General features: G+C 50.7%; 14 protein-coding genes and 1 tRNA gene. 5 read left to right on the top strand and 10 right to left on the bottom strand.

The window, feature by feature from the left end:
- Positions 1-26: 26 nt before the first annotated feature.
- From fadJ to J4650_RS09955, 3 genes are all read right to left on the bottom strand, one after another.
- The gene (fadJ, locus tag J4650_RS09965) at positions 27-2165 is read right to left on the bottom strand and encodes a fatty acid oxidation complex subunit alpha FadJ (RefSeq protein ID WP_023993417.1); all 2139 of its coding nucleotides are present in this window, start codon (positions 2163-2165) and stop codon (positions 27-29) included.
- Positions 2165-3475 carry an acetyl-CoA C-acyltransferase FadI gene (fadI, locus tag J4650_RS09960; RefSeq protein WP_023993418.1) on the bottom strand — a complete coding sequence of 437 codons (1311 nt, stop codon included), beginning with the start codon at positions 3473-3475 and terminating at the stop codon, positions 2165-2167. The genes fadJ and fadI overlap by 1 nt, the downstream gene beginning before the upstream one ends.
- Before the next feature lie 177 nt (positions 3476-3652).
- Positions 3653-3937: a YfcZ/YiiS family protein gene (locus J4650_RS09955; RefSeq protein ID WP_000030904.1), complete on the bottom strand. Its 285-nt coding sequence runs from the start codon at positions 3935-3937 to the stop codon at positions 3653-3655.
- Positions 3938-4307: 370 nt separating this feature from the next.
- Between J4650_RS09955 and fadL the strand changes: the two genes are divergently transcribed.
- Positions 4308-5615: a long-chain fatty acid transporter FadL gene (gene fadL / locus J4650_RS09950; protein WP_001533060.1), complete on the top strand. Its 1308-nt coding sequence runs from the start codon at positions 4308-4310 to the stop codon at positions 5613-5615.
- 60 nt (positions 5616-5675) lie between these two features.
- On the opposite strand, the gene mlaA is transcribed toward fadL, so the two are convergent.
- Positions 5676-6431: a phospholipid-binding lipoprotein MlaA gene (gene mlaA, locus J4650_RS09945; RefSeq protein ID WP_000776787.1), complete on the bottom strand. Its 756-nt coding sequence runs from the start codon at positions 6429-6431 to the stop codon at positions 5676-5678.
- Between the two features lie 288 nt (positions 6432-6719).
- Between mlaA and J4650_RS09940 the strand changes: the two genes are divergently transcribed.
- From J4650_RS09940 to J4650_RS09930, 3 genes are all read left to right on the top strand, one after another.
- The gene (locus tag J4650_RS09940; RefSeq protein ID WP_023993419.1) at positions 6720-7661 is read left to right on the top strand and encodes a formate/nitrite transporter family protein; all 942 of its coding nucleotides are present in this window, start codon (positions 6720-6722) and stop codon (positions 7659-7661) included.
- A 75-nt stretch (positions 7662-7736) separates the two neighbouring features.
- Positions 7737-7811: transfer RNA gene (locus J4650_RS09935), tRNA-Arg, on the top strand.
- A 163-nt stretch (positions 7812-7974) separates the two neighbouring features.
- Positions 7975-9144, top strand: coding sequence for a tyrosine-type recombinase/integrase (locus J4650_RS09930; protein WP_023994403.1), 1170 nt, complete (start codon positions 7975-7977; stop codon positions 9142-9144).
- A gap of 71 nt (positions 9145-9215) precedes the next feature.
- Here J4650_RS09930 and J4650_RS09925 read toward each other — a convergent pair whose 3' ends face one another.
- The 6 genes from J4650_RS09925 to J4650_RS09900 are packed head-to-tail and all read right to left on the bottom strand — an operon-like array spanning position 9216 to position 16566.
- Entirely contained in the window at positions 9216-10514 is a 1299-nt protein-coding gene (locus tag J4650_RS09925; RefSeq protein ID WP_052928625.1) for a hypothetical protein, read from the bottom strand.
- Positions 10515-10524: 10 nt separating this feature from the next.
- Positions 10525-11484 (bottom strand): DUF6453 family protein, encoded by a 960-nt coding sequence (locus tag J4650_RS09920; RefSeq protein WP_124234972.1) that lies wholly within the window; start codon positions 11482-11484, stop codon positions 10525-10527.
- Positions 11485-11492: 8 nt separating this feature from the next.
- Entirely contained in the window at positions 11493-14663 is a 3171-nt protein-coding gene (locus J4650_RS09915; protein WP_124234971.1) for a phage tail protein, read from the bottom strand.
- 9 nt (positions 14664-14672) lie between these two features.
- Positions 14673-15200: a tail assembly protein gene (locus tag J4650_RS09910; protein ID WP_031623763.1), complete on the bottom strand. Its 528-nt coding sequence runs from the start codon at positions 15198-15200 to the stop codon at positions 14673-14675.
- Positions 15143-15862 carry a C40 family peptidase gene (locus tag J4650_RS09905; RefSeq protein WP_047596077.1) on the bottom strand — a complete coding sequence of 240 codons (720 nt, stop codon included), beginning with the start codon at positions 15860-15862 and terminating at the stop codon, positions 15143-15145. The genes J4650_RS09910 and J4650_RS09905 overlap by 58 nt, the downstream gene beginning before the upstream one ends.
- Complete coding sequence (locus J4650_RS09900; RefSeq protein WP_001204735.1) at positions 15862-16566, bottom strand: phage minor tail protein L; 705 nt, start codon at positions 16564-16566, stop codon at positions 15862-15864. The genes J4650_RS09905 and J4650_RS09900 overlap by 1 nt, the downstream gene beginning before the upstream one ends.
- Positions 16567-16730: 164 nt before the next feature.
- On the opposite strand from J4650_RS09900, the gene J4650_RS09895 reads away from it, so the two are divergent.
- Complete coding sequence (locus tag J4650_RS09895) at positions 16731-17018, top strand: hypothetical protein (RefSeq protein ID WP_000439677.1); 288 nt, start codon at positions 16731-16733, stop codon at positions 17016-17018.
- Position 17019 lies beyond the last annotated feature (1 nt).

The raw sequence follows: 17019 nt of genomic DNA, 5'->3' as shown, positions 1-17019 counted from the left end.
TCATATTCTCTTTGACCTCAATTTCCCTAGTCAGTTTCCCCATTCGTCCAGAAATGCTCCCTGCGCTCCGCCATGCGCACTAATTGTTCACAAGGCGCGTAACGAGGACCGTAAAGTGCGGCCAGGCGCTGTAATGTCGCCACCATTTCACCCGGCCCGAGAGCATCCATATAGCGGAACGGGCCACCGAGAAACGGCGGAAAACCGATACCAAACACGGCGCCAATATCGCCATCGCGCGCGCTGCGAATCACTTTTTCGTCGAAACAGCGCGCCGCTTCGTTAAGCATTAACATGACACAGCGCTCTGCCACCTGCTGCGCAGACAGTCGACTCTGCCCTTGCACGCCAATAAGCTTATAAATAGCAGGGTCAACCTGTTTTTTGCTTTTACGCCCTTTTTCGCCATAAAGATAGAAACCGCGACCATTTTTTCTACCTTTGCGATCGTCATTCAAAATTGAAGCGACAACATTTGCAGGCGCGCTAAAACGTTCTCCATACGCCGCCTCAAGCACAGGAATAATTTTAGTGCCCGTGTCGATTCCTACCTCATCCAAAAGTTGGATTGGCCCCACCGGAAAACCAAATTTTACCAGGGCGGCGTCAATATGTTCGACGCGTTCGCCTTCAGTCAGCATCCGAATCGCCTCATTGATATATGGCGCAAGAATTCGGTTAACATAAAACCCGGCTTTATCACTGACGACTATCGGGGTTTTACCCTGTTTTTTCGCCAGCTTAACGGTCGTGGCGATGGTCTGCGCGGAAGTAGACGCGTGAGGAATAACCTCAACCAGCGGCATTTTTTCGACCGGGCTAAAAAAGTGCAATCCAATCACCTGTTCCGGTCTGGCCGCATTCGCCGCAATATCGCCAATCGGCAGGGAAGAAGTATTGGAGGCAAAAATGGTGTGAGTAGCGCAATTTTGCTCCACTTCCGCCACCATCTGTTGTTTTAACGGCAGATCTTCAAACACCGCTTCAATGACCAGATCACGATGACTGAAACCACGGTAATCGGTCGAACCTGATATCAACGCCAACTGTTTATCGCGTTCGCTGGCTTTGATATGGCGGCGGCGTACTTTTGTTTCAAGCAGATCCCAGCTGTACTTCAGAGCATGATTGATCCCCTGAGTATTTATATCCTTAATTCGTACTGGCAAGCCGCCTTTACAGGCCGTAACCCAGGCGATACCGCCGCCCATTAACCCGCCGCCTAAGATGCCCACGCTGTTCAGCGGGCCGGGCGGCGCATCGCTACCGGGATCTTTTTTCACCTCGGTACTGGCAAAGAAAACAGCGCGCAGCGCCTGCGATTGAGGCGTCATCGCCAGCTCGCCGAAAGCGCGCGCTTCCGCGTCATAGCCGCTACTGCTGCCCTGCGCCAGTCCGGTTTCAATCACATCAATGATCCGCTCCGCCGCCGGATAATTACCCTGCGTTTTTTGCGCCGTCTTTTTACGCACCAGGCGAAATAACAGCGCGCGCCCCAGCGGCCCCGCCAGGATACGTTCACGGACCGGTAATGTCCGCTGCGCCAGGCGTTCTTTTTTAGCCAGCTCGACAGCCGCTTCCAGTAAAATAGTTTGCGGCACCACATCATCAACCAGCCCGGCTTTAAGCGCCTGTCTGGCGCGAAGCTGTTTACCTGTCAGGATCATATCCAGCGCGGTACTGACCCCCACCAGCCGTGGAAGTCGCTGCGTTCCGCCCGATCCCGGTAAAAGCCCTAACTGTACCTCCGGCAGTCCGAGAACGGTTTTAACGTCGTCGGTACAGATACGCCGATGGCAGGCCAGCGCCATTTCAAGACCGCCCCCCAGGCAGGCGCCGTGAATGGCAGCGATAACCGGAACAGGCAACGCCTGGATCTCCGCCATCAGTTGTTGCCCCTGACGCGCCAGCGTTTCCGCTTCCTGCGCGTTTTGGCAGTGACCTATCATGTTGATATCAGCGCCAGCAATAAAGTTATCTGCTTTGGCTGAGATAAAAACAACGCCCTGCAACGCTTTATTTTCCCGGATCTGCTTCAGGATGGCGCGTACCTGCGCGGCAAACTCCGCTTTCAGGGTGTTCACCTTTTCTCCAGGGACATCAATAGCGACAACCGCGACATTATCCAGACGCACGTTAAGCATAAAAGCTGATGTGGTAGTCATTATTCCGCCTCCAGAACCATCGCCGCGCCAAGACCGCCAGCCGCGCAGGCTGTGACCAGGCCAAAACCTCCGCCCCGACGCCGTAACTCATGCAACGTTTGGGTTATCATCCGTGCGCCCGTTGCGGCAAAAGGATGCCCGTAGGCGATTGAGCCGCCGAGCACGTTGAATTTAGCGTCATCCACCTCCCCTGTCGCCTGCGTACGACCAAGCACCTCACGGGCAAATCGTTCGCTGCCCAGCAGTTGTAAGTTCGCCAGAGTCTGAGCGGCAAACGCTTCATGCATGTCAAAAAGCGTCAGATCTGCCATCGTCAACCCGGCCCGCTCCAGCGCCAGCGGCGTTGACCAGGCCGGCCCCAATAGCATGTCCTGCCAGACATCAATAGCGGTAAAGGCGTAGCTGCGCAGATAACCAAGCGGGTGCAGCCCCAGCTCTTTAGCGCGGGATTCGGTCATCATAATAACGGCGGCAGCGCCGTCGGTCAGCGGTGTACTATTGGCGGCGGTCACAGAGCCATGTTTTCGGTCAAAAGCGGGACGCAGTTTGGCGTAGTCCGCCAGCGTGGAGGTGCCGCGAATGTTGTTGTCTTCTGCAAAGGGGTTTTTATACGGCGGCACATAGGTCGTCATCACTTCTTCCGCCAATTTGCCCTCCGCCCATGCCTGCGCGGCGCGCTGATGTGAACGATGCGCCAGCGCGTCCTGCTGTTCACGTGTAATACCATACGTTTTCGCCATCTGTTCGGCGGTATCGCCCATGCGCAGACCGGTGGAATACTCAGCAACGGCGGGAGGAACGGGCAGCAGGTCGCGTAAGCGCAGACGAGAAAAAAGCGTCAGCCGTTGGCGGGTCGTCCTGGCTTTATTGACATCAACCAGTACCCGCGCCAAGGCTTTACTCACGCCTATTGGCAGTACCGACGACGAATCTGCGCCGCCAGCGATACCGGCGCGTATCGTGCCGGCCATCAGGCTTTCCGCCACATTCGCTACCGCCTGAAAACTGGTGGCGCAGGCGCGGCTTACGCTATAGGCATCGGTATGAACATTCATCCCCGTACCCAGCACAATTTCGCGCGCAATATTGGGGGCTTCCGGCATTTGTACTACCTGACCAAAAACCAGTTGCTCAATGGCATCGGCTGGAATTTCACTGCGCGCCAGCAGCTCGCCTACCACCATCTTGCCGAGATCAACAGCGGGAATACCATGAAATGCAGTGGCCTGACGAGCGAAGGGGGTTCGTAACCCACTGACAATAGCAATGCGATCGCCCTGACGGGTGACCAACGGTAAAGCCTGACGCATAGTACTCCCCTGTAAAAAAATAAATTAGTGGTCTGACCTGATCACAGTCTTAACCAATTTTTTACATTTAGCCAAGCAGAGAGAAAAGAAAGTGGGAGCTAAGGCACAGTGAAGGGAAGCGACAAAAAAAGAAAACGCCTCCGCCAGATGATGACGGAGGCGTCGTGAATGAACGGATTAACGCAGGCCGAGCTGGAAGATCAGCGTTTCTGCTTCGCAGGCGAAAACAAAATCAATATCCAGACGAACGCCTTCGGATTCCTCGGTAAAGGTTGGCGTAATTTGGCAAGGTTCAGACTCCACGCTACGCGCTTTTTCGGTTAACGCCGCCAGCGTCTCTTCAGCCTCTGCGCGGGTAGCGAATACGCGGCTGTATGACGCGGTGCAATCGGAGTTGTCCATGATGGTTCCAACGTCCATACAGCAGCAAACCGGGGTTTCATCAGCACTGCATTTACTCATTGTAGATTTCCTCTGTATTTGCACCCAGGGTGCCAGATAAACGATGGGGATATTTTACGCTCCCGGCATTCGCCTCTCCAGTCGTTAATGGTGGGAAACGCGTTAAGTGACCGAAATCACACTTAAAAATGATCTAAAACAAAAATCGCGCGATCGGGTGACCGTTAAGCCCGCCGATTTTGCCAGCCAGATCTCGTTTCTAAGATCACAATTGAAAAAACTTATAAACATACTTGCAACATTCTAGCTGGTCAGACCTATACTCTCGCCACTGGTCTGATTTCTAAGTCGTACCGCAGACCCTACACTTCGCGCTCCTGTTACAGCATGTAACATAGTTTGTATAAAAATAATCAATGAGGTTATGGTCATGAGCCAGAAAACCCTGTTTACAAAGTCTGCTCTCGCAGTCGCAGTGGCAATCATCTCCACCCAGGCCTGGTCTGCAGGCTTTCAGTTAAACGAATTTTCTTCCTCTGGCCTTGGCCGGGCCTATTCGGGTGAAGGCGCAATCGCAGATGATGCGGGTAACGTTAGCCGCAACCCGGCGTTAATTACCATGTTTGACCGCCCGACGTTTTCAGCGGGCGCGGTTTATATTGATCCTGATGTTAATATTAGCGGGACATCGCCATCTCGTCGGACGTTAGATGCGGATAACATCGCGCCGACGGCCTGGGTGCCGAACGTCCATTTTGTCGCCCCGATTAACGACCAGTTTGGCTGGGGGGCTTCTATTACCTCTAACTATGGTCTGGCGACAGAGTTTAACGACACATACGCCGGCGGCTCGGTTGGCGGTACGACCGATCTTGAAACCATGAACCTGAATTTAAGCGGCGCTTATCGCTTAAATGAGGCCTGGAGCTTCGGCCTCGGCTTTGATGCGGTATACGCACGTGCGAAAATCGAACGTTTTGCGGGCGATTTAGGCCAGTTGGTCGCGGCACAGAATCCGGCGCTGGCGCCGGTCGCGGGTCAGATTCCCAGCGACACCAAGATTGCCCACCTGAACGGTAATCAGTGGGGCTTTGGCTGGAATGCCGGTATCCTTTATGAACTGGATAAAAATAACCGCTACGCGCTGACCTACCGCTCGGAAGTCAAAATTGACTTTAAAGGCAACTACAGTAGCGATCTTCCCATCGCTATAAACCGATTTAACCTGCCTATCCCAACGGCAACCGGCGGCGCGACACGGTCAGGCTACCTGACGCTGAATCTGCCGGAAATGTGGGAAGTGTCCGGTTATAACCGTGTGGCGCCACAGTGGGCCATCCACTATAGCCTGGCCTATACCAGCTGGAGTCAGTTCCAGGAATTGAAGGCAAAATCGACCGCCGGTGATACGCTCTTTGAGAAGCATGAAGGCTTTAAAGACGCTTATCGCATTGCGTTGGGTACCACCTATTACTACGATGACAACTGGACGTTCCGTACCGGTATCGCCTTCGATGACAGCCCGGTACCAGCGCAAAACCGTTCTATCTCTATTCCGGACCAGGACCGTTTCTGGCTGAGCGCCGGTACGACTTACGCCTTTAATAAAGATGCGTCTGTCGACGTTGGCGTCTCTTATATGCATGGTCAGAGCGTGAAAATTAATGAAGGCCCTTATCAGTTTGAATCTGAAGGGAAAGCCTGGCTGTTCGGTACTAACTTTAACTACGCGTTCTAATCTCTTTCTGAAACGGATCAAAAAGGTGAGCATTGCGCTCACCTTTTTATTTACTGCCGTTTATTCCGAGTCGATCTCTTTGAGTTCGTCCTGAATCGCCTGCGCGTTCGGGTTTTCCTGCGGCTTGAGTTTTCCGCCATTGGCGATAAAGTCATGACGCTGGAAGTACGCCTCGCGCACCATAATATAAGGATCGGAAGACTGGCGCAGCAAACCATCGGAGTCCAGCAACTGCGCGCGGGTTTCTATCCCTTCGATAGTCCATTTTCCTATGGACATTGGCCAGGTCAACCACGAGAGCACCGGATACAAGGTATCCGCCATATCCCCGCCATCTTCACGCAGCGTGAAGCTGCCGTAGAACGGAAGTTGCATATAAGGCCCATACCCCACGCCATAATGGCCCAGCGTACTGCCAAAGCGATGCGGTTCAACGCGCTGCAGCTTAGGATTCGCCATTCCCGCGACGTCAATAAAGCCGCCCATCCCTAATAAGGTATTCAGGAAGAAACGGGTGAAATGCACCATACCCTGATAAGGATCGCCCTGCAGGAAATAGTTCACCATGATCGCCGGTTCTTCGAGGTTGCCGGTGAAATTACTTAAACCGTTACGCGCAGGCTGTGGAACATAATCACGCCAGGCGACCGCGACCGGCCGAACAACATACGGGTCCAGCACATTAAAGTTGAAGTTGTACATGGTGCGGTTAAACCCTTCAAATGGGTCTGAACGCCCCTGCTGTTCTGTACCGGAACTCGCACACCCGACCAGCAGTGTGGTTCCCAGCGCCAGCGCCGACAGGCGAAGCTTCATAGATGTCTCCCTGTGAATTATGGCTATCGCTGATTGCCATCCATGACGGAACGCTACCGTATCCGCCTGTTTAGGTGTGAGCGATTTTAACAGCACGTCAAACGATGTCTATATGCGCGATCTCATTGCTTTGAGCATAGCCTGGTAACGCAACAACGTGACGGCCCTATTCTAACGAAACAGATAAAAACGAGCGTGATCATTTTTATTTTTTCGGAGAATGCCCCGGCCTGGGTAAATGAAAAACCGCTACGCTTTATTAATATGTGTTAATCAGCAGAGATCATCATGGATAGCCTTAACGACGATAAAATTAACCGGCACAGCAGTGACCTGGAAGTTGAAAGCGAAGAAAAACAAAGCGGTAAAGAGATTGAAGTGGATGAAGATCGTCTTCCTTCCCGCGCCATGGCGATTCATGAACATATTCGCCAGGATGGTGAAAAAGAGATGGAACGCGATGCGATGGCTTTGCTCTGGTCAGCTATTGCCGCAGGACTTTCTATGGGGGCATCACTCCTGGCGAAAGGGATTTTTCACGTGCAGCTTGAAGGCGTTCCCGGCGGCTTTTTACTGGAAAATCTCGGCTATACCTTTGGTTTTATCATTGTCATCATGGCCCGCCAGCAATTATTTACTGAAAATACCGTTACCGCCGTATTGCCGGTAATGCAAAATCCCACTCTGAGTAACGTTGGCCTGCTGATGCGCTTATGGGGCGTAGTCTTATTGGGCAACCTTATTGGCACCGGGGTTGCTGCGTTGGCATTTGAATATATGCCTATATTTGATGAAGAGACCCGCGACGCCTTTGTCAAAATTGGTATGGAGGTCATGAAAAATAGCCCAACGGAGATGTTTGCCAACGCGATTATCTCTGGCTGGATCATCGCCACAATGGTATGGATGTTTCCTGCTGCAGGCGGGGCAAAAATTGTGGTCATTATTTTGATGACCTGGCTTATCGCGCTGGGCGATACCACCCATATTGTCGTCGGTTCCGTTGAAATTTTGTATTTGGTTTTCAACGGCACGCTGCCCTGGAGCGACTTTTTCTGGCCCTTCGCCCTTCCCACACTTGCCGGAAATATCTGCGGCGGCACCTTTATTTTCGCATTAATGAGCCACGCGCAGATCCGCAACGATATGAGCAATAAACGTAAGGAAGAAGCGAGGCTACGCGGCGAGCGCCTGGAACGGGAGCGGAAAAAAGCGGAAAAACAGCGCTGAGTGGCGACGGTTTAACCAGTCAGGCGGCGCTACACTTACTCCGGCGAATAAAAAACGCTATACTGGCGCCGCGTTGTCCCCTTAGTTAAATGGATATAACGAGCCCCTCCTAAGGGCTAGTTGCAGGTTCGATTCCTGCAGGGGACACCACTTTTCCGTTCTCCCTCGTCCGTAACAGTTCTCGAATCCCTTTTATAATCAGCATCTCCACTCAATATTAGTTCTTAGGCGTTCGTAGCAGATCGTTGACTACCGCACAATAATGCGGGCATATTGTGGGCACATGTTAAAATGACCACGGATTTATGCCCACATGCTCACAGTAAAGCAAATTGACGCAGCAAAACCTGCAGAAAAATCATATCGCCTTGCTGATTCTGGAGGCCTGTTCCTGTTCGTACCTCCATCAGGCAAAAAGGTGTGGCGAATGCGCTACCGGTTCGAAGGAAAGGAAAAGACGCTGGTCATCGGTCCCTATCCGCAAATCTCTCTTACCGAAGCCAGGGCAAAACAGTCTGACGCGAAAATGAAGCTGCTTGCTGGCGTGGACCCATCAGAACAGAAACAGGCTATAAAGAAGAAGGAAAAGGAAGAAGTATCTGATTCGTTCGGTGATATCTTCAGGGAGTGGCATGCTCATAAATCGAAGGTATGGTCGAAAGGATATGCTGACGAAATGATGAACATGTTCACTGACGATATATTGCCGCTCATCGGACATCTGAGAATGGAAGAGGTGGAGCCGATGATGCTACTGAAGGTGATCAGGCTATTTGAGGACAGAGGGGCGATGGAACGGGCTGATAAGGCTCGTCGCAGGTGTGGCGAGGTTTTCAGCTACGCAATAGTAACCGGAAGAGCTAAATATAATCCGGCTCCAGACCTTGTTGGGGCAATGAAGGGTTACAGAAAAAACAACTACCCTTTCCTACCTATGCATCGCATTCACGAATTCCAGAGGGCGCTGAATGGGTATGGAGGCTGGGTTATAGGTAAGATTGCTGCTCAAGTTCTTCACTATACAGCAATGCGAACAGTGGAGTTACGTTCGTTGGTATGGTCAGGAATTGACTTTGAAAACAGGCTGATCACCGTTGACCCTGAAGTCATGAAAGGAAGAAAACTGCATGTCGTTCCAATGTCAGAGCAAGTTACAGCGCTTTTCAAATTCCTGCAACAAATCACCGGACAGTACGAACTTTGCTTCCCGGGAAGGAATGACAGGAAGAAGCCAATCAGCGAAAATGCCGTCCTTGGTGTAATCCGCGGCATAGGATATGAAGGGCAGACATGCGGACACGGTTTCAGACATCAATTCAGCACGGTACTCAACGAGAAGCACTGGAACAGCGACGCAATAGAGATGCAGCTGGCACACGTAAGCGGCGGGACGCGCTCAGTTTACAACCATGCTGCATATCTGGCTACCCGCAGAGAAATGATGCAATTTTGGGCGGACTGGCTTGATGAGAAGGTGACGTAATACCACCAAAGCAAATTATGAAGCAGGGAACTTTCTGTACAGCGTCGACAGCCCCACATCATAAATAATCGCTACACATTATTACCATCTGTCCGCCATTCTTTCATCCTGGCTTCCTCCATAGCGATACGAGTAGCCTCTTGTTTCTTATTCCAGATGCTGTTTTCCGGCATTTCCACACGTACAGACACAAAAGAATCTGCAGGAATGTCGACTGGTTCACCATCAGCAACAGTTTCAGTAAACATGCCGCTAATATCAGTATTACCTATTCTGTTCTGAGCAAACGGAGGTGCTGAGGGATGAACCCGGTGATACGTTCTGACCAGTACCGAACCGTCAGCATTGACCTCATAATCGATCCAGATGCGAGCAAGTTTATTTCGGTCTACGGGGATCTCAAATCCACCGTCAATCCCTCCCCATGCTGCATCTGCATTAAGGCCAGTGCACCCCTCGATAAGGTACTCGCCAGTCTGTATCCTGGTTACGACCACACCTTCTGATTCATCATTCGTTTCATAACCTCCATCAGAGAAAATTCTGACAACCGGCGATGCCTGTTTAATAAATCCATTACCATCAACGACAGTGTTGCTATTATCCCATAGCAACCTCACTACCATACGGCCCGCAGACTCACTACCTGATGCCACCGCAATTTTCCCCGCAGGGCTATACGGCAACGATAATGATGCCCAGGTATCCCCGGTCCCAACCCATATGGTCGGGCTGTATTGCGCAATACTTTGATCACCGTCGCCAAGAAAACCATTATTTCGATATGTCCTGAGTCCGCTACCTGACATTGCGACCTGAACTGCACCAAAGTCATTGACTTCAAATGCATAGGCACCATCTTTGGCACCAATACCAAAAGACCCAACCGTCATTATGTCACCGGAATTTAACCCAGTGTTTTTCGAAGCAGCAGAACCGAGATCACTGGCGTTGGCCTTTTTATTTAGTTCTGTCGTAATGCCATTCCACGCAGGGCCGTTCCACGCAGAACCATCAGGTAACTTGACTGTTATGTTGCCGGTTCCACTAAAAATTCTTTGCCAGTTCTGCTTATCGTAATTCAGTCCTCGCAATGCCTCAGCGCTTTGAGCCACCAAGGCAGCCGTGACCATGTTCAAAGCAACACGAGGCACGGCAGACCACGCAGCGCCGGATTGTGTCGGGCCTGTGTAAACACTAACCAGCGTCAGTGATGTATTGTTATTTACTGTTTTAACCGGAAGTGTATAAGGGATGCCGCCGACAGTTACGACAATAAAATCGCCAGCAGCAAGTTCTGCTGTAAACGCTGTGCCGCTGCCAGTAACAGCATCTGTGTCATTGGTAAGAGTTAAGGTTCCTGCTGACATGAATATTTCCTCAATACATATCCGGAAGGACAAGAATTGGCATATTGATATTTTGATTAAATGTCATATCAAATCTGTTGTCATTGTAATTACCAACAACCTGATTATACGCTGACCGGATGCTTCCACCTGACATTACCACGCCCTTTTTCCTTATATTAAAATATCCATCCACTCGTCTTGACTGCGCACCTGTAAATACTATCTGGCAATATTTATCACCTATGTATTGATTATTGTCTGTTACCGTTAGCTGCTGGTCATATACAAATGGGCGCTTCACTGTTGAAAATGTCACCTGCCCAGCCGAATTAGTCATGGTAATGCCATCACCGGCTACAGGCGCGGTATTATTGAAAATTACCAGTTCCATTGTTACAGATGCGGAAACATCATCCCGTCCTGAGTAATTGATGTCTCTTACAATAATATTTGCTCCGTCAAATCCTACAGACACATTATTGTTATCCCACTTCCCGAATGGTATTCCTGATACGGGAAGCGCCATCGAGCCGTTGACTGTCACCGTGCCAACATAAGCACATGTCATTAATCTTGCCTGATTCGAAATTGCAGTGAAATCAGTAGAGTTGGAAACGAGAAGTCCTTCGTTGTAAGTAGCAGCAGGGAGAATTTCAAATACAATTCCTGCCCAGTTTGGTATTCGCTGGTAGTTTCCCCTGTTTGTACCGTTAACAGTCACACCGTTGTCTCCGTTTCTCGTAACGGATGTCATATATATCGGTAAAACTATCCATGTCTGATTGTCTGCGAACTCCTGAACGTCAACCGGACGTGTCGGTAAAACAAAAACTGTGGAGCCTGACGTTAATGGAGTATTAACCTGAAACTGGTTTGCCCCCGTACCGTAACCAGCAAAACTTGTGCAGAATGACGGGGCACGGAGCCCCGCGGTAATCGCCATCGCAGGACGGCTATCATTATAATCTATCAGTATTCCTTCCGGCATATTTTGTCCTACCATCGCCCAACGACAACGCGCCCGCCACCCGGTAGATTTACCGTGACGCCATTGCCATTTATAACAACCGTGTTGTTTTCACCGTTAAAGGCAAACTGGCCACTGTCAGCGTAAAGTTTGCCATGCAATTCAGCATTTCCATTTTTATCAATGCGCCAGCCAGTTGAACCCGCAACGAAGTTATTCGACTGGATGTAATTACCAATTTTGGCATTGCTAATGCTGCCATCCTGAATTAACGCATCACGGATAAATACCTGTCCGTTATAGACGAAAAACGCAGCGGTATAGTTTCCAGGATCACTTCCGGAATAAATGCCGAACTGATCTGCGGCAAATACAACTGTAGATTTATAGCTATTCCCCGATGGCTCGATAGACATGCCGAATCCGGTGTTATATTTCACACCGTTCCTGACAATCCCCATATTAAGTGTGTAAGAGGCTTTTGCAGTCCCATCACTATTTACCTCAGCTGTCATCTTCTGGTTAACGGCTGATGTAAGGCTACCTTCAGGGCCAATCTGCGCCTGAACATATGTGGACAGGTCAGCAAGCCCCTTTTCGGCAGTCGCCACCGTGGTTTTCACGACCAGGATATCGGCACGTACCTCACCGTACTGCTGATACTGGTGCTCAACAGTGCCGTGGTTCGCCAGCGCGTTCGACATGATACCGTCCAGGTTGGTGTTGACACCCTGCTGAACATTTTTAAACGCATCTGATTCGCGGATCTGCTCATCAATGAGTTCTATCATTCCAGGAATGTCTGATGACGCCTGACCTGATGCCTCAACGAACTCCGATACCCCGAAAGCATTTTTGGTGCGGACATAAACGTAATACGTCTTATCAGCCTGTAGACCATGAAGCGTCCACTGGTTAGAGCGCCCAAGGAACTGAGTCTGGCCTTCAATATCGTCAGGATTGACAATCTGGTTCTGCCCGGAGTACCAGAACTCAAACGATGTGTCTGTCGTTGCCGTAATGCGCATGACAGGCACAAGGTCAGCAGAGAACAGGCCGGGAGTCCAGACAACGCCGGAGGGCGCTGGCGGCGCACCAATAACCATGTTTACCTGCGTCTCCGCCCCTTTCATTCCGTTTTCGTTGCGACCGCGCACGCCGAGAGTGTAACTCCCTGCTTCCAGCCCGTAGAAATCGTAGCGGAACTGGTCTGTTTCATGCTGAGCAACAACCTTGCCTTCATCGTTGTACACGTACAGTTCGAACATCAGTTTTTTGGTGGTGGTCGCTGTCTCCCATGTAGCAGTAACCTGAACAGTCTCAGAGTTGGTGTTGATGATGCGCAGGTTCTCTACGTTCGGCACTCGATACCCGTTCATTGTATCGTTGGGAACTTCAAACACGGCACCTTCATCAACAATGGCCTGTTTGTTCGGGTCATGTTGTGAAGCAGTGATGCTGTAGACCGAGTTGTTATCGGTCTCTGCAATGCTAAGGATGCGGAATAGTCTGGTAGAAACGTTACTGGTAGATATGGCAAATACAGTACCGTCACGAACCCATGCTGGAGTCGTTTTCAGCGTCACCACGTTGCCGGAAATGCTGCCAATCTCGTATTTAACGAACTTCCCGTTGCTACCCATGATTGACATGGTGTCGCCGTCTGATATCAGGGATGAATCAACCGCATCCACGGTAATTCTGTTACCTGCATGCGACATAATGCGGCCACCAAGACGCGCACCAGCATAGTTGTTATCCATGATTTCAACGATATCACCCGGCGTGAAGTGGATAGCATCGCGCGCCATCTGGAAAGACAGTCTGCTGCTTTCCCGTTTCGCCGTTTCAAGAAGCCATTTCCCAGCGCGCCATGCCTGACCGCGAGACGTGCAACCGAATGCTTCAATTGTTGTTTCGTTGTAGTTTCCGCGAGCGATCATCTCATCGTCGGAAACGTATTCTTTTACCTGCTCCCAACCGTTATCCGGATCAGTCCATGACACAACAACGGCATTGTATTTCTCTGATCGCTTCACGGAGCTACGCTTGAACTCGCCATCAACCACGTTAGCATTCGTGATTGTCGCAATCGGGTCCTGTGGCGCATCCAGCATGACAGACAGTCGCATCCCGTCCCACAGTGCTATACCGCGAAACATGCTCGCTATCTTGTCGAGAATGTCACGCGCACTCACCTGCTCGGTAATATAGGCATTCAGCGTCATCCTTGGTTCCTGCCCGCCGTAGCCATCGTTAACAAGCTGATCGCAATACTGTGAGAGGACGTACAGCGCACCGTCATCTATATCGATATAACCGGCACGTTTCGCCAGGCCAAAACGGGTATTCCTCGCCAGTTCACGGAACAGCCACGCCGGGTTGTTAGTCCACGCTTTTTTGAATCCGCCAGTCCATAGCCCTGAGTAAATTCTGGCAATTGGATCGTAGTTGTCAGGAACGTCCACAATCAGGCCGCGAAGATGGTATGTGCGACTAGGGGTGTCGGTGTACTGGTCACGATCAATAACTGCACCCGCAATGGCGGAGAACGGATAGCTAAGGTTGTCGTCGGTGATTTCACTGTAGCTATTCCAGATAGTGCCGTTGGACAGCAAATCGCTGCTGCTGTCGGGTGTAATGCGGCGAACGCGAATATCAAACGGCTTGATATCCGGAGCATCAATCAGATGGGCCTCAAGATACTCGCCTGATATCTTTCCGGTGATAGTCACGGTCTTTTCAATAACCCAGCCTGAAGCACCAGTTCTACTCTCCAGCACCATAGTGACGGAAGTGTTATTCTGATTGCCTTTAGTGTCCCGCTCAACCAGACCGGTCACACCAACGTTGAACCGCACCCGGGTAACGTCCTGATCGGTTATAGTTCGTACCAAAGGTGTATCGTATGTGACTTCCGTATTAACGATGGTTGTTGCTTCGATTGCTGAGAAACCGTTAATTGGTAACTGACTATCTGAGCCAGGCCGCCATGCCACACTGACGCCATTCACACTGACATTTCCGTTTGCATCGGTAACAGGCGTCTTGTTCAGTTTGAATGAAGAAAGGTGTTCCTGGTCAACGGGCCCGAAAATTGGACCTTCCGAAATTAGATCCAGTACCCGGTAAAATTGCTTTGATTTGAGATTATCGTCGAGGAGTTTGGGGGTTGATGCTTTGCCGCCGCCTGAAGACATAATGCCACCTTAGCTAATAGATTCCGTCCAGTCCTGGATGTTGCTTGTGTCGATACCTAGAGAAATAACATTTGAGCCGACCTCCATTTCCCCGAGGAGGATTGGCACCGGGCGACCTTGCCCGACACGGTTTTCCGCACTGGTAAATGAGTTATTCGTTAGCGTGTTTGTCTCAGCCGCTTCCGCTGACGTTTTAGTTTTCATGTTGCGGGACATGTATACCGAGTACGCAATTGAAGCCACGCTGACAGCAACCGCAATCCATGCCGCAGCAGCGGCAGTGAGAGCGCCTTCGACTACCGGCACAAACAGGACTACAGAACCATCTTTCAGGTGGCGATCCAGATGCCATTGCATAGCCGATGCCTCAACATCCTCGCCCGCTATTCGGAGCCGAAGTTTTGTATTGAGGAATGCTTTTTTGAATTCGTGATTCTGGGCAAGAAGCAGACGCAGTCCCTGCGCTGGCGTGTCTACGTTCAGAGATATTTGGCGGTAAAATCGGCGTAAATTGCCCGCAAATTTAAAGATGAGCACTGTTCATGTCTCCATATGGAATGCATCTGCTTAACATATGCCGGACGCATTGGCTCTCTCCGGCTCAGGTGTCCGGCGTGGTCGTGGTGAAGTACCATGTTTTCTTCGAGGAGAATCATTGCGTGGCAAGGGTCAGAGCCAGGGAATGGCTGCCTGATGATGACGTCACCTGGTTGCGCTTCGCCAGTCGATACCTGGCGGAAGCCGTTGAGAGGCATGTTGTTCAGATAAAGATTTTCACCACGCAACCACCACCCATTAGTGCGTTCGAAGTCAGGCAAGTCGATTCCGCAAAGATGATACGCGTCCCTGAAAAGGGTATAGCAGTCCATGATGCCATGTTCGAACCTGCGGCCCAGCAGGAATGGGACGGGCCTGAATTTCATAATCACACCATCGCAAGCCAGCCACCACGGAAGCCCACTGGATATCTGTGCATTGCGGTCTGCTCCTGACAGAAAAGGCTCTACTCCAGGATGCGAGTGAAATACTGCAGTCACCTCTCCCTCGTCCTCTGCTGCCAGCCATTCATCATCGCTGATACGGAAGTGTTTTCCCGGGTCAGGGTGTATATTCCGGCAGCGGTATAGTCGTTCGCCATCAATAATCAGTCCACATACTTCATCCTGCGACGATTCCGCATAATCAAGTAATTCTTGCATCAGGAAACCTTCTGAGAGCCGGGAAAACTGCTGATTGGCATTGGTTCAGGCCGTGGATAACGGAAGCGGCATCCGCTACGACGGTGAGAGCACTTGTCTTTCGCCGGGTCCGTGGTTGGATTGTCGCGCTCATCTGCAACTGGCGGCCCGTCATATCCACACCCAACGCCGCGATACTGCCACTGGCACACGTCAGCCAGAATAGTGCGAGCCGGGATAATGGCGTTATCGCAGTCAATCGGTGTCGCCAGCGTGTAGGTCACCTGTTCAAACGTCTCTTCCGTCATCTCCTCGACAACGTAGCGGGAAACGGCCTCCTGTGTCGGGTCTGCATCAGGATTACCGTTCGGAAAGTTAACCGCATCAAGATATTTTACCGGCACCTGACGCCTGGTGATTACCACGCCAAGCATGTCATCAAAATCGTGGTTAATCCCGGTAATCAGGCCGGTCACGTTCGCCACAACCATTGTTGGCCTGGCATAGGTCCCTTCGTTCTTTGACTCGAATCCTTCCACTGCTATCGGGTAAGCCTGGTACTGGTTGCCCTTCCAGATAACATTACCGTAATAGCCATTTGTACCGGAATGGAAGCGGATAAGGTCACCGCCATATGGTTGCAGGTCTGCTTCGAAAAGGTCAATGAAAGCGCCGACTCCGGCATCGACGCTATCTATAATCATACTGGCTGGTATGTCGCGCACAGCAATCTCCCATAAAAAAAACCACCCGGAGGTGGCTACTGTCTGAATATCAGGGTGTTGCTCATCAATAACCCTGGTTAATGTATGCGTTCAGCCCGTCAGTGGTGGGACGCTGGCGCACTTAATGAAGGAGGGATGGCTGATTACCTCATTTAGGAGACAAAATGGAAAGAATAATTAACGATCTGATCCATCAGGTTAACGACCTAAAGAAAGAAAATCAGAAAATCAAAGTGGCCTCAAATTTCTTACTTTACAGCATTGTTTCAGCACTAGACGAGCGAGGCGGTGATGAGAAATTTAGCGATTCACTAAAAGCAAAGCTTAATGACGAACTGAGTAAAATTACTATGGGAGGCACATCAGTGCCAAAGCATGCAATCAATGAACTTATGCAACCACCGGTGAGAGCTATGTTTGGTAATAATCAGCCAGAACCGTTCTTGAAATAAA

This window comes from Salmonella sp. 32120201201600049SM (assembly GCF_017572835.1).
In the GTDB taxonomy this organism is placed as follows: domain Bacteria; phylum Pseudomonadota; class Gammaproteobacteria; order Enterobacterales; family Enterobacteriaceae; genus Salmonella; species Salmonella enterica.
Note: the sequence above shows the minus strand (reverse complement) of the source record. Positions and strands in the feature narration are given on the sequence as shown.

What these genes read in the sequence shown, in the direction of transcription:
- fadJ (WP_023993417.1), bottom strand. Translation starts at nt 2,165, where the DNA reads ATGACTACCACATCAGCTTTTATGCTTAACGTGCGTCTGGATAATGTC.
- fadI (WP_023993418.1), bottom strand. Translation starts at nt 3,475, where the DNA reads ATGCGTCAGGCTTTACCGTTGGTCACCCGTCAGGGCGATCGCATTGCT.
- J4650_RS09955 (WP_000030904.1), bottom strand. Translation starts at nt 3,937, where the DNA reads ATGAGTAAATGCAGTGCTGATGAAACCCCGGTTTGCTGCTGTATGGAC.
- fadL (WP_001533060.1), top strand. Translation starts at nt 4,308, where the DNA reads ATGAGCCAGAAAACCCTGTTTACAAAGTCTGCTCTCGCAGTCGCAGTG.
- mlaA (WP_000776787.1), bottom strand. Translation starts at nt 6,431, where the DNA reads ATGAAGCTTCGCCTGTCGGCGCTGGCGCTGGGAACCACACTGCTGGTC.
- J4650_RS09940 (WP_023993419.1), top strand. Translation starts at nt 6,720, where the DNA reads ATGGATAGCCTTAACGACGATAAAATTAACCGGCACAGCAGTGACCTG.
- J4650_RS09930 (WP_023994403.1), top strand. Translation starts at nt 7,975, where the DNA reads ATGCTCACAGTAAAGCAAATTGACGCAGCAAAACCTGCAGAAAAATCA.
- J4650_RS09925 (WP_052928625.1), bottom strand. Translation starts at nt 10,514, where the DNA reads ATGTCAGCAGGAACCTTAACTCTTACCAATGACACAGATGCTGTTACT.
- J4650_RS09920 (WP_124234972.1), bottom strand. Translation starts at nt 11,484, where the DNA reads ATGCCGGAAGGAATACTGATAGATTATAATGATAGCCGTCCTGCGATG.
- J4650_RS09915 (WP_124234971.1), bottom strand. Translation starts at nt 14,663, where the DNA reads ATGTCTTCAGGCGGCGGCAAAGCATCAACCCCCAAACTCCTCGACGAT.
- J4650_RS09905 (WP_047596077.1), bottom strand. Translation starts at nt 15,862, where the DNA reads ATGCAAGAATTACTTGATTATGCGGAATCGTCGCAGGATGAAGTATGT.
- J4650_RS09895 (WP_000439677.1), top strand. Translation starts at nt 16,731, where the DNA reads ATGGAAAGAATAATTAACGATCTGATCCATCAGGTTAACGACCTAAAG.